The organism is Pseudomonas sp. AC112, assembly GCF_979253545.1.
In genome coordinates this window covers 2378150-2389151 of the sequence record NZ_CEEDCM010000001.1, presented here as the reverse complement: position 1 = coordinate 2389151, position 11002 = coordinate 2378150, and the positions used below count along the sequence as shown (strand labels likewise).

At 60.9% G+C, this 11002-nt stretch carries 13 protein-coding genes; 6 read left to right on the top strand and 7 right to left on the bottom strand.

Annotated features, from left to right (window positions below; all coding sequences use genetic code 11):
- The first annotated feature begins 8 nt into the window (after window positions 1-8).
- Window positions 9-623 carry a DUF6707 family protein gene (locus tag AC0IYN_RS11000; RefSeq protein ID WP_458376120.1) on the top strand — a complete coding sequence of 205 codons (615 nt, stop codon included), beginning with the start codon at window positions 9-11 and terminating at the stop codon, window positions 621-623.
- Between the two features lie 92 nt (window positions 624-715).
- Here AC0IYN_RS11000 and AC0IYN_RS10995 read toward each other — a convergent pair whose 3' ends face one another.
- The 3 genes from AC0IYN_RS10995 to AC0IYN_RS10985 all read right to left on the bottom strand — a co-directional run bounded on the left by AC0IYN_RS10995 (window position 716) and on the right by AC0IYN_RS10985 (window position 2536).
- On the bottom strand, window positions 716-991 hold the full coding sequence (locus AC0IYN_RS10995) for an HU family DNA-binding protein (protein WP_003176958.1): 276 nt from the start codon (window positions 989-991) through the stop codon (window positions 716-718).
- 191 nt (window positions 992-1182) lie between these two features.
- Window positions 1183-2331 carry an NAD(P)/FAD-dependent oxidoreductase gene (locus tag AC0IYN_RS10990; RefSeq protein ID WP_471841411.1) on the bottom strand — a complete coding sequence of 383 codons (1149 nt, stop codon included), beginning with the start codon at window positions 2329-2331 and terminating at the stop codon, window positions 1183-1185.
- A gap of 37 nt (window positions 2332-2368) precedes the next feature.
- The gene (locus AC0IYN_RS10985) at window positions 2369-2536 is read right to left on the bottom strand and encodes a rubredoxin (protein ID WP_015886569.1); all 168 of its coding nucleotides are present in this window, start codon (window positions 2534-2536) and stop codon (window positions 2369-2371) included.
- 194 nt (window positions 2537-2730) lie between these two features.
- Here AC0IYN_RS10985 and AC0IYN_RS10980 point away from each other — a divergent pair, with 194 nt between their 5' ends.
- Window positions 2731-3294 carry a chorismate--pyruvate lyase family protein gene (locus AC0IYN_RS10980; RefSeq protein WP_406596253.1) on the top strand — a complete coding sequence of 188 codons (564 nt, stop codon included), beginning with the start codon at window positions 2731-2733 and terminating at the stop codon, window positions 3292-3294.
- Window positions 3294-4184 (top strand): 4-hydroxybenzoate octaprenyltransferase, encoded by an 891-nt coding sequence (gene ubiA, locus AC0IYN_RS10975; RefSeq protein ID WP_233892994.1) that lies wholly within the window; start codon window positions 3294-3296, stop codon window positions 4182-4184. The genes AC0IYN_RS10980 and ubiA overlap by 1 nt, the downstream gene beginning before the upstream one ends.
- Before the next feature lie 160 nt (window positions 4185-4344).
- Here the strand turns inward: ubiA and AC0IYN_RS10970 are convergent, their stop codons facing one another.
- Complete coding sequence (locus AC0IYN_RS10970) at window positions 4345-4725, bottom strand: COG4315 family predicted lipoprotein (RefSeq protein WP_323622945.1); 381 nt, start codon at window positions 4723-4725, stop codon at window positions 4345-4347.
- A gap of 155 nt (window positions 4726-4880) precedes the next feature.
- On the opposite strand from AC0IYN_RS10970, the gene phoB reads away from it, so the two are divergent.
- The 3 genes from phoB (at window position 4881) to AC0IYN_RS10955 (ending at window position 8403) form a co-directional block, all read left to right on the top strand.
- The gene (gene phoB / locus AC0IYN_RS10965; RefSeq protein WP_003176964.1) at window positions 4881-5570 is read left to right on the top strand and encodes a phosphate regulon transcriptional regulator PhoB; all 690 of its coding nucleotides are present in this window, start codon (window positions 4881-4883) and stop codon (window positions 5568-5570) included.
- 81 nt (window positions 5571-5651) lie between these two features.
- Window positions 5652-6938 (top strand): phosphate regulon sensor histidine kinase PhoR, encoded by a 1287-nt coding sequence (phoR, locus tag AC0IYN_RS10960; RefSeq protein WP_406596266.1) that lies wholly within the window; start codon window positions 5652-5654, stop codon window positions 6936-6938.
- 124 nt (window positions 6939-7062) lie between these two features.
- Window positions 7063-8403: a hemolysin family protein gene (locus AC0IYN_RS10955; protein WP_010207573.1), complete on the top strand. Its 1341-nt coding sequence runs from the start codon at window positions 7063-7065 to the stop codon at window positions 8401-8403.
- Window positions 8404-8406: 3 nt separating this feature from the next.
- Here the strand turns inward: AC0IYN_RS10955 and AC0IYN_RS10950 are convergent, their stop codons facing one another.
- The 3 genes from AC0IYN_RS10950 to phoU all read right to left on the bottom strand — a co-directional run bounded on the left by AC0IYN_RS10950 (window position 8407) and on the right by phoU (window position 10998).
- Window positions 8407-9069 (bottom strand): M23 family metallopeptidase, encoded by a 663-nt coding sequence (locus AC0IYN_RS10950; RefSeq protein WP_471841410.1) that lies wholly within the window; start codon window positions 9067-9069, stop codon window positions 8407-8409.
- An 88-nt stretch (window positions 9070-9157) separates the two neighbouring features.
- Window positions 9158-10069, bottom strand: a complete 912-nt coding sequence (locus AC0IYN_RS10945; protein ID WP_028618509.1) for a response regulator — start codon at window positions 10067-10069, stop codon at window positions 9158-9160.
- A 167-nt stretch (window positions 10070-10236) separates the two neighbouring features.
- Complete coding sequence (gene phoU, locus AC0IYN_RS10940; RefSeq protein WP_010207581.1) at window positions 10237-10998, bottom strand: phosphate signaling complex protein PhoU; 762 nt, start codon at window positions 10996-10998, stop codon at window positions 10237-10239.
- Window positions 10999-11002 lie beyond the last annotated feature (4 nt).

Below are 11002 nucleotides of genomic sequence, written 5' to 3'. Positions count from 1 at the left end.
AGATTTCCATGCAGATCACAGAAGCACTTGACTCACTCTCTGCTGCCAGCGGCCCATTGGCAGACCGCGTGTCGAAAGTGGCAGCCAAATACAATAAAACTCAGAAGTCACGTATCGAATCGCTGACCCGTCTGGCTTACCTGTTGTACGTCATCAATGAAAACGACCTGGCCGAGCAGCTCACTGCACCGCTGAGCAAAATCCCTTTTGAAAATAACTATGACTATTGGGTCTGGATCGAGGCGTCACTGGTACTCAACGGCACCCTGGCGAGGGCGCGCGGTGATGAGCCCGTGTACGCTGATGCGCTTGCTCGTGTATTGGCGGCGCTGAACACCGGAAACGAGCTGCAAGTCACGGTGAAGCGCAACACCCATGAACGCTTTGTAAGAGGCGAGACCTTGAGCCTGGACAAAATCCAGGACGCGCAGAACGAGGGCGACTTTGTGACAGAGGGCAATCAACGTGTCACTTACCTGATGAGCCTGTTAAAAATTCAGTTCTTTGATAAACCCGAACATTACCCGCACGAAAAGATAAAGGCCGATATCGAAGAAAATGTCGCCAGAATCAATGAAATCATTGGCAAGATCGGATTAGAAAAGCTCACGCCATTCAAATGAAGTCTTGTTTAATCCAATAAAAAATGGGCACCCGACCCAGTCGGCGTGCCCATCTCTCCTACCACCCCGCCCCCTTCGAGACGGTAACGCTCTTACGCGTTAACAGTGTCTTTCAGCGATTTGCCTGGCTTGAACGCAACCGTGTTGCTGGCCTTGATTTTCACCGGCTCACCGGTTTGAGGGTTTTTGCCAGTGCGGGCGCCGCGGTGGCGTTGCAGGAAGGTGCCGAAGCCAACCAGGGTGACGCTGTCCTTGCGGTGCAGGGCGCCGGTGATTTCTTCGAGAACGGCGTTGAGGACGCGGTTGGCCTGTTCTTTGGTGAGATCCGCTTTTTCAGCGATGGCGGCTGCGAGTTCTGGTTTACGCATAAGTGAAGCCTCTTTGACGGTTTTTTGTTGTTATGTCCGTGCTGCTCTCTTCTGGAGCAGCGCCCAAAGCGCCGCAGGCTCTACTCTGCGGCAGACGGGAGTGAGGATGGCATGCCCTCGCACGCTCCGCCAGTCTAGCGGCGACCTTTCTAGTGGGAAAAACGTGCTTAATCCGACAGAACGACCGGTATTTACGCCAGCAACGGCGGAAGTTCTTTATTGAGGGCCAGTTTTTCCATCACCGCAGTGCCGGTCAGTGCGTAACCCAGCAGGCGGCCACTGGCATCGCGGCACAGGGCCTTGATATCGGCGCCCTCGCCTTCCACGCTCCAGACGCCTTCGGTGCCGCGTGGCGGTGGCGAGACCACCAGGGGGCAGACCGGCGTCTTGACGGTCACCGGCATCGGGCCGTAGCTGACGGCCGTGGCATTGCCCGCCAGGGTCTGGGCCAGGGCGCGGGCGCAGCTCATCAGCGGCATTACGTACAGCAGGTTAAGGCCGTCAACCTCGGCGCAGTCGCCCAGGGCGTAGATGTTGGCGTGGGAGGTCTTGAGGTGGCGGTCCACCATGATCCCGCGGTTGGTCTGCAGGCCGGCGGCGGCGGCCAGGTCGACACGTGGGCGCAGGCCGATGGCGGAGACCACCAGGTCGCAGGCGATCACTTCACCGTCCGACAGATGGGCTTCCAGGCCGTCAGCAGTGCGCTGCAGCCGATTGAGCACCGGGCCCAGGTGGAAGCGCGCGCCGAGGCCTTCAAGGCCAACCTGGACCGCTGCGGCGGCGGCCGGGTGCAGCAAGGTCGGCATGACCTGCTCGCACGGCGCTACCAGGTCGATCTCATAGCCGCCAAGGATCAGGTCGTTGGCGAACTCGCAGCCGATCAGGCCGGCGCCGAGCAGCAGCACGCGGCGCTTGCCGGCGGCGGCGGCACGAAAGCGTGCGTAGTCTTCGAGGTCGTTGATCGGGAAAATCAGTTCAGCCGCATCGCCCTCAACCGGCACACGCACGGTTTCGGCGCCCCAGGCAAGGATCAGGTCGCGGTAAGCCACCGCTTCCTCACCAATCCACAAGCGCTTGTGGCCAGGGTCAATACCGCTGACGCGGGTGTGGGTGCGCACTTCGGCCTTGAGTTGCTCGGCCATGGCGCCAGGTTCAGCCATGCTCAGGCCATCGGCTTCCTTGTTCTTGCCAAAGCCGGTGGAGAGCATGGGCTTGGAGTAGGAGCGCCCGTCATCCGCGGTGATCAGCAGCAATGGGGTCTCGCTGTCGAGCTTGCGAAACTCCCGGGCCACGTTGTAGCCGGCCAACCCTGTGCCGATGATCACGACAGGTGCGTTCATTCCTTTCTCCTTGTAGTACGTATCTGAAAACTAAAAATCAGCCGATTTCGATCATTTCGAAATCCATTTTGCCTACGCCGCAGTCCGGGCACAGCCAATCTTCCGGGACGTCTTCCCAACGGGTGCCAGGCAGAATCCCATCATCCGGCCAGCCGTCTTTCTCGTCATAGATCAGGCCACAGACTACACATTGCCACTTCTTCATCACTTGCTTCCTCAGGGTCAGGCATCTTGGCCGACGGTCGATAGACCCGCGTTGCCGTGCGGCTCAGGGCGTTTTGTACTGATCAGGGCCGGCAGATGCAAGCACGATCGACGCAAACAGCCGGTTCAGACCGGCAAAAACCCGGGACGCCATGGTAAGCTCGCCGCCTCTTTTGCTGCCAATACTGACTCACCGTGCCGCACTCAATCGACCCTCCCGATGCTTGCCAATGGCTGACCCAGAGCCTTCTGCACCCTGCACCCGCGCCCTTGACGCTCAATTGGCTGTTCAACGAAGACTCGTTGACACGGCGATTGACGTGGCTGTCCAACGACGGGTTCAGCGTGACGCCACTGTTCGAGGGCTGGCAGCCGCTGCGCGATGATGAATGTGCTGCCCTGCAGCTGTCGCCGGCGACTATCGGTTGGGTGCGCGAGGTATATTTGCGTGGGCATGGCCAGCCGTGGGTGTTCGCACGCAGTGTGGCTGCGCGCAGCGCTCTGCAGGGCGACGGCTTGCATATGGATGCGTTGGGCAGCCGCTCATTGGGCGAGTTGCTGTTCTGCGACCGAGCGTTCACCCGCCAGGCGATCGAGGTGTGCCATTACCCACGGCACTGGTTGCCCACTGCCGATCAGGTCGACGGGCTGTGGGCGCGCCGCTCACGCTTTGATCGCGGCCCCTTGAGCGTGTTGGTCGCGGAGATCTTCTTGCCCAGCTTCTGGCACGCGCTGCACGCCCATCCGGAGAACTGCTGATGTACCAACGTCTGCTCAAGTCCCTGAACCACCTGAACCCCAGGGCCTGGGACTTCATTCAGCTGACCCGCATGGACAAGCCCATCGGCATCTACCTGCTACTGTGGCCGACGCTGTGGGCGCTGTGGATCGCCGGCAAAGGCTCGCCCTCTTTGATCAATATCGTGATTTTCGTTTTGGGCGTGGTGCTGACCCGCGCCGGTGGCTGCGTGATCAACGACTGGGCCGACCGCAAGGTCGACGGCCATGTAAAGCGCACCGAGCAGCGCCCGCTGGTGAGCGGCAAGATCAGTTCGAAAGAGGCGCTGGTGTTTTTCGCGGTGCTGATGGGCATCAGTTTCCTGCTGGTGCTGCTGACCAACGCCACCACCATCCTGCTGTCCTTGGGTGGCCTGGCCCTGGCGGCGAGCTATCCGTTCATGAAGCGCTACACCTATTACCCGCAGGTGGTGCTGGGGGCGGCGTTCTCGTGGGGCATGCCGATGGCGTTCACCGCCGAGACCGGCAGCCTGCCTGCCGCCGCATGGCTGTTGTATATCGCCAACCTGCTGTGGACGGTGGGCTACGACACGTATTACGCGATGACCGACCGCGACGATGACTTGAAGATCGGCGTGAAATCCACGGCCATTCTGTTCGGCGAAGCCGACCGTGTGATCATCCTGACCCTGCAGGGCCTTTCGCTGGCGTGCCTGCTGCTGGCGGGCGCACGGTTCGAACTGGGGGGCTGGTTCCACTTGGGCTTGCTGGCGGCGGCGGGCTGTTTTGCTTGGGAATTCTGGTACACCCGGGACAAGGATCGGATGAAGTGCTTCAAGGCGTTCTTGCACAACCACTGGGCGGGGTTGGCGATATTTGTCGGGATTGTGCTGGATTACGCATTGCGCTGAGGTCTTTGTGGCGGCCGGGCTTACGCCTTTGCGGGCAAGTCGAATCGTCGCACCGCCGCTCCCACATTTGGAATGCGTTCCCTTGTAGGAGCCGGCTTGCCGGCGATTGCGGCATATCTGACGGACCGCCATCGCCGGCAAGCCGGCTCCTACAGAAAGATCAGGGCTTGGCGACCTTCCAAGCGCCGTCCATTTTGCCGTCACCGGTCATGTCGCCCGCCTTCTTGTCCATGATGAAGGTATAGAGCGGCTTCCCGCTGTAAGCCCATTGGCTTTTCTGATCGTCACGGGTGATGACGGTCCATTTACCCATGGGCTTATCGGTGGACTCAGCCATCAGTGGGGGCCAGTTGGTGGCGCACTTGTCATTGCACATGGACTTGCCATCGGCATCCTTGGCAAAGGTGTAAAGCGTCATGCCCTTGTGGTCGACCAGCATTCCGTCTTTCGTCATCGCTGGCTCCGCCGCAAATGCCAGGGTCGGCAGCGTCAACGCGGCCGTTACCAGCAGGGCTTTCCAGGAAATCGTGCTGTAAGTCATCGGAACCTTCCTTTTGTGGTTGTCAGGATTCGGACCCAAAGCGTAGTCCAGAGAGGCGGGAATTGCCCGAGCGACTAAATTACTGTCACACGACTGCAATAATTCCGTTATCTAATGCGGCGCAAGACAGTTAAATGACAAGAGGATTTTTGAGCATGGTTGGCAGGAGCATTCTGATTGTTGACGACGAAGCGCCCATCCGCGAGATGATCGCCGTTGCGTTGGAAATGGCCGGCTACGACTGCCTGGAGGCGGAGAACTCCCAGCAGGCCCATGCCATTATCGTCGACCGCAAGCCGGACCTGATCCTGCTGGACTGGATGCTGCCCGGCACCTCCGGCATCGAGCTGGCCCGCCGCCTCAAGCGTGACGAGCTGACCGGCGACATCCCGATCATTATGCTCACCGCCAAGGGCGAAGAGGACAACAAGATCCAGGGCCTGGAAGTCGGTGCCGACGACTACATCACCAAGCCGTTTTCCCCACGCGAGTTGGTAGCACGTCTGAAAGCCGTATTGCGCCGCGCCGGCCCAACCGATGGCGAGGCGCCGATCGAAGTCGGCGGCCTGCTGCTTGACCCGATCAGCCACCGCGTGACCATCGACGGCAAGCCGGCCGAGATGGGCCCGACCGAATACCGCCTGCTGCAATTCTTCATGACCCACCAGGAACGCGCCTACACCCGTGGCCAATTGCTGGACCAGGTGTGGGGCGGCAACGTGTATGTGGAAGAGCGCACCGTGGACGTGCATATCCGTCGCCTGCGCAAAGCCTTGGGCGATGCCTACGAGAATCTGGTACAAACCGTGCGCGGCACGGGCTACCGCTTTTCAACCAAAGGCTGAGCCGGTCCCTTCTTTCCTTAACAGCCGACAAGGACGCATGTTTAAGTGAACCAAAACTGGCATGGCACCCTGATCCGCCACATGCTTTTGCTGATCACCGGCTGCCTGTTGGTGGGTCTGGTCAGCGGTTACTACGGCTGGAGCCTGGCAGCCGGCATCGCCTTGTACCTGGGTTGGACCCTCAAGCAACTGCTGCGCCTGCATGAATGGCTGCGCCAGCACAAACCCGATGAAGCACCGCCCGATGGCTACGGCCTGTGGGGCGAAGTGTTCGACAGCATCTATCACTTGCAGCGCCGCGACCAACGGGTGCGCGGGCGCCTGCAAGCGGTGATCGACCGGGTACAGGAGTCCACCGCCGCACTCAAGGACGCGGTGATCATGCTCGACAGCGACGGCAACCTGGAATGGTGGAACCGCGCCGCCGAGACCCTGCTGGGCCTCAAGACGCCCCAGGACAGCGGCCAGCCGGTGACCAACCTGGTGCGCCACCCGCGCTTCAAGGAGTACTTCGAACAGGAGAACTACGAAGAAGCGCTGGAGATCCCCTCGCCCACCAATGACCGCGTGCGCATCCAACTGTACCTGACGCGCTATGGCAACAACGAGCACCTGATGCTGGTGCGCGACGTCACCCGCATCCACCAGCTGGAACAGATGCGCAAAGACTTCGTCGCCAACGTCTCACACGAGTTGCGCACACCGCTGACGGTGATTTGCGGCTACCTGGAGACGCTGCTGGACAACGTCGACGAGATCAACCCGCGCTGGAGCCGGGCCCTGCAGCAAATGCAGCAGCAAGGCTCACGCATGCAGACACTGCTCAACGACCTGCTATTACTCGCCAAGCTGGAAGCCACCGATTACCCGTCGGATAACCACCCAGTGGCGGTGCAGAGCCTGCTGCAGACCATCAAGAACGACGCCCAGGCCCTCTCCGGCCAACGCGGCCAGCAGATCACCCTGGAAGCCGACCCCGCCGTGCTGCTCAAAGGCAGCGAAGGCGAGTTGCGCAGCGCGTTTTCCAACCTGGTGTTCAACGCCGTGAAGTACACCCAGGACAAAGGCAACATCCGCATCCGCTGGTGGGCCGACGAACAGGGCGCGCACCTGAGTGTGCAGGACTCCGGCATCGGCATCGACGCCAAGCACCTGCCACGCCTGACCGAGCGCTTCTACCGTGTCGACTCCAGCCGCAACTCCAATACCGGCGGTACCGGGCTTGGCCTGGCGATCGTCAAGCACGTGCTGCTGCGTCACCGCGCACGCCTGGAGATCAGCAGCGTGTTGGGCCATGGCAGTACGTTTACCTGCCATTTTCCGCCAGCACAGATGACACGATCGAAGGCAGTTGATCAGGACACCTGACGGCCCGCCCGGCAGTGGGCACTAGGCAAGCGCCCCGTCAGCCGCTACATTGGCCGACTTGCGCCTGCCTTCCAGGCCCACCTGCCACCCCTTATTGAACACACGGAACCTGCAAAACCCCATCATGGACCCTTCCCCTGGTATCACCCTCGCTACACTCTTCGCCGACTTCGGCATGATTCTTTTTGCACTGATCCTGGTACTGCTCAACGGTTTCTTCGTTGCGGCCGAATTTGCCATGGTCAAACTGCGCGCCACCCGGGTCGAAGCCATTGCCCACAAGAACGGCTGGCGCGGGCAGATCCTGCGCACCGTGCACAGCCAGCTCGACGCGTACCTGTCGGCCTGCCAGCTGGGTATCACCCTCGCCTCCCTGGGCCTGGGTTGGGTCGGTGAGCCGGCCTTTGCGCACATCCTTGAGCCGCTGCTCGGCGCCGTAGGCGTCGAATCGCCGGAAGTAATCAAGGGCGTGTCGTTCTTCGCCGCGTTCTTCGTGATTTCCTACCTGCATATCGTGGTCGGTGAGCTGGCGCCCAAGTCCTGGGCGATTCGCAAGCCCGAGCTGCTGTCGCTATGGACCGCAGTGCCGCTGTACCTGTTCTACTGGGCCATGTACCCGGCGATCTATCTGCTCAATGCCAGCGCCAACGCGATCCTGCGTATCGCCGGCCAAGGCGAGCCTGGCCCACACCACGAACACCATTACAGCCGCGAAGAACTCAAGTTGATCCTGCACTCCAGCCGTGGCCAGGACCCGAGCGACCAAGGCATGCGTGTACTGGCTTCCGCCGTGGAAATGGGCGAGCTGGAAGTGGTGGACTGGGCCAACTCCCGGGAAGACCTGGTCACCCTCGACTTCAATGCCCCGCTCAAGGAAATCCTTGCGCTGTTCCGTCGCCACAAATTCAGCCGCTACCCGGTGTATGACGCGGTGCGCAACGAATTCGTGGGCCTGCTGCACATCAAGGACCTGCTGCTGGAACTGGCGGCCCTGGACCACATCCCTGAGTCGTTCAACCTGGCCGAGCTGACCCGCCCACTGGAGCGTGTGTCGCGGCACATGCCGTTGTCGCAGTTGCTGGAGCAGTTCCGCAAAGGCGGCGCGCATTTCGCCCTGGTGGAAGAAGCCGACGGCAAGATCATCGGCTACCTCACCATGGAAGACGTGCTGGAAGTGCTGGTGGGCGATATCCAGGACGAACACCGCAAGGCCGAGCGCGGCATCCTGGCCTACCAGCCGGGCAAGCTGCTGGTGCGTGGCGACACCCCGTTGTTCAAGGTCGAGCGCCTGCTGGGCGTCGACCTGGACCACATCGAAGCCGAAACCCTCGCCGGCCTGATCTACGACACCCTCAAGCGCGTGCCGGAAGAGGAAGAAGTGCTGGAGGTCGAAGGCTTGCGCATCATCATCAAGAAGATGAAAGGGCCAAAGATCGTGTTGGCCAAGGTGCTGTTGCTGGATTGATCGTCAATTGCCCAATGCAAAATTGGGCAATGCGCCGACCGGCTGGTTGAACTCATACGGGATCGACACCAGCCCCGCCTCGGTGGCGCGCTGCACCACAAAATGCAGGTGCGGCCCGCTGCTGTTGCCGGTATTGCCCGACAACGCCAGCGGGTTTCCTACCGCCACACGCTGCCCAACCCTGACACTGACCGAGCCTTGCTTGAGGTGCAGGTACACGCCCTCGGTGCCATCATCGTGGCGCACCCTCACGAAATTCCCCGACGCATCACTGCCGCGCCCGGCCTGCTCGTTCTCGGTTTTCACCACCACCCCGCTACGCGCCGCGATGATTGGCGTGCCTTCGGGCATGGCGATATCCATGGCGTAGCGGCTCTTACTATCGGTATGGCTGAAAGCGCCGTTGGGACCTTGGGTCAGGCGAAATGGGCCGCCGCGCCAGGGCAAGGGATAGCGATAGGCTTGTTGTGGACGATTGGGCTTGGGCACGACAAGCATCGGTCGCTCAACCTTGCGCTCCTGGATCACGAACGCCAGGGCACCCGGCGTATACCGGTCGCTGATAAACACCAGGCCATTGGCATCGACGGATTTGTAGAGGGTCATGGCCTGGGTCGAAGTGACGACCGCTGCCAGCCCGCAGCACAGTAGTAAGCGCATGAGCATAGCGTGAAACTGCCGGGATGACTGACCGGCAGGTTAGCAAGGGATCGTTACAGTCTGTAGTGAGCGGGCTTGCCCCGCTCACTACAAATCACGCACCCGGCACAAAATGCTTCTGCGCCGTACCCCGTGCGATCAGACGGGAGATGTAATCGAGCTTCTGCGCGTCCTGGTCGATGAACCGGAAGGTCAGTTGCAGCCAATCGCTGTCCGGCTTCGGTTCGAAGGCGACGATGGCGTGCAGGTAGCCATTGAGACGGGCCACTTCGGCGTTGTCGCCTTGCTCCAGGTCGAGCACGGCGCTTTCCAGTACCTGGGGCAGGACTTCGCTGCGACGTACTACCAGCAGCGCTTCCTTGATGCTCAGCGCCTTGATCACGCATTGCTGGGTGCCACTGGACAGGCGCAACTGGCCTTGGCCACGGCCACCGGCAGGGGATGCAGCCGCAGGCGCCTGAACCGGCGGGCTGTTGAGCAGGCCTCGGCTCGGTGCAGGGGCAGCAGCCGCCACAGGTGCCGACTTGAGCGCTTCGGGCTTGCCGCCGGTCAGGGCGCTGAGTGAATCGTTGCCAAAGGCCGAGTTCATTTTGGTCGGCGCGCTGGCGACCAGGGCGTCGAGACGGCCGATCTTGTGCAGGGCCTGCTTGACCTTGTTCAGCAACTGCTCGTTGGTGAACGGCTTGCTGACATAGCCGGAAACCCCGGCCTGGATGGCCTGGACCACGTTTTCCTTGTCGCCACGGCTGGTCACCATCACGAATGGCATGGCTTTGAGGTGAGGTTGCTCGCGGCACCAGGTGAGCAGTTCAAGGCCAGACATCTCCGGCATTTCCCAGTCGCACAGCACCAGGTCGAAGCTCTCGCGCATCAGGATGGCCTGGGCCTTTTTGCCGTTCACCGCGTCTTCAAGCTTGATCCCGGGGAAGTAGTTGCGCAGGCACTTCTTCACCAGGTCGCGGATAAACGAGGCGTCATCCACCACCAATACACTGACTTTACTCATCGACCCTTCATCCTATAAAAACTTCGGCACGCAAGACGCCTGACTGATGGCATTTTGCCAAAACCCTGTAGTCACGTTCGGACTTTTTTCATCCGATCCGCAAAAAATTCAGCGGCCACAAACAAAAACGCCCGACCAAAGGCCGGGCGTTTATTTCTCGGGCAATCTTACTTATCGTCAGATTCGCCCGGAACATTAGGGATTAGATCGGCCGAACCTTCAACTTCGGCCTTCATGCGCTTGAGGCCCATGTGCCGTACGTCGGTCCCGCGCACCAGGTAAATCACCAGTTCCGAGATATTGCGCGCGTGGTCGCCAATGCGCTCCAGGGAGCGCAGTACCCAGATAATGCTCAAGACCCGCGAGATAGAGCGTGGGTCTTCCATCATGTAGGTCGCGAGTTCACGCAGGGCGGTCTTGTATTCGCGGTCGATGATCTTGTCGTACTGGGCCACCGACAGTGCCAGCTCGGCATCGAAGCGTGCAAAGGCGTCGAGGGCATCGCGCACCATGTTGCGCACTTGGTCACCGATATGGCGCACTTCCACGTAACCACGCGGCGCTTCGCCTTCTTCGCACAGTTGGATGGCGCGACGGGCGATCTTGGTGGCTTCATCGCCGATGCGCTCCAGGTCGATCACCGACTTGGAGATGCTGATGATCAAACGCAGGTCGGACGCCGCCGGCTGACGACGGGCGAGGATGCGCAGGCATTCTTCGTCGATGTTGCGTTCCATCTGGTTGATCTGGTCATCGATCTCACGCACTTGCTGGGCCAGGCCCGAGTCGGCCTCGATCAGCGCGGTGACGGCGTCGTTGACTTGCTTCTCCACCAGCCCGCCCATCGCCAGGAGGTGGCTGCGCACTTCCTCGAGCTCGGCGTTGAACTGCGCGGAGATGTGATGGGTAAGGCCTTCTTTGCTAATCATGTTG

Excerpts from the sequence above, each read along its gene's own strand:
- AC0IYN_RS11000 (WP_458376120.1), top strand. The coding sequence starts at position 9 with ATGCAGATCACAGAAGCACTTGACTCACTCTCTGCTGCCAGCGGCCCA.
- AC0IYN_RS10995 (WP_003176958.1), bottom strand. The coding sequence starts at position 991 with ATGCGTAAACCAGAACTCGCAGCCGCCATCGCTGAAAAAGCGGATCTC.
- AC0IYN_RS10990 (WP_471841411.1), bottom strand. The coding sequence starts at position 2,331 with ATGAACGCACCTGTCGTGATCATCGGCACAGGGTTGGCCGGCTACAAC.
- AC0IYN_RS10985 (WP_015886569.1), bottom strand. The coding sequence starts at position 2,536 with ATGAAGAAGTGGCAATGTGTAGTCTGTGGCCTGATCTATGACGAGAAA.
- ubiA (WP_233892994.1), top strand. The coding sequence starts at position 3,294 with ATGTACCAACGTCTGCTCAAGTCCCTGAACCACCTGAACCCCAGGGCC.
- AC0IYN_RS10970 (WP_323622945.1), bottom strand. The coding sequence starts at position 4,725 with ATGACTTACAGCACGATTTCCTGGAAAGCCCTGCTGGTAACGGCCGCG.
- phoB (WP_003176964.1), top strand. The coding sequence starts at position 4,881 with ATGGTTGGCAGGAGCATTCTGATTGTTGACGACGAAGCGCCCATCCGC.
- phoR (WP_406596266.1), top strand. The coding sequence starts at position 5,652 with ATGCTTTTGCTGATCACCGGCTGCCTGTTGGTGGGTCTGGTCAGCGGT.
- AC0IYN_RS10955 (WP_010207573.1), top strand. The coding sequence starts at position 7,063 with ATGGACCCTTCCCCTGGTATCACCCTCGCTACACTCTTCGCCGACTTC.
- AC0IYN_RS10950 (WP_471841410.1), bottom strand. The coding sequence starts at position 9,069 with ATGCTCATGCGCTTACTACTGTGCTGCGGGCTGGCAGCGGTCGTCACT.
- AC0IYN_RS10945 (WP_028618509.1), bottom strand. The coding sequence starts at position 10,069 with ATGAGTAAAGTCAGTGTATTGGTGGTGGATGACGCCTCGTTTATCCGC.
- phoU (WP_010207581.1), bottom strand. The coding sequence starts at position 10,998 with ATGATTAGCAAAGAAGGCCTTACCCATCACATCTCCGCGCAGTTCAAC.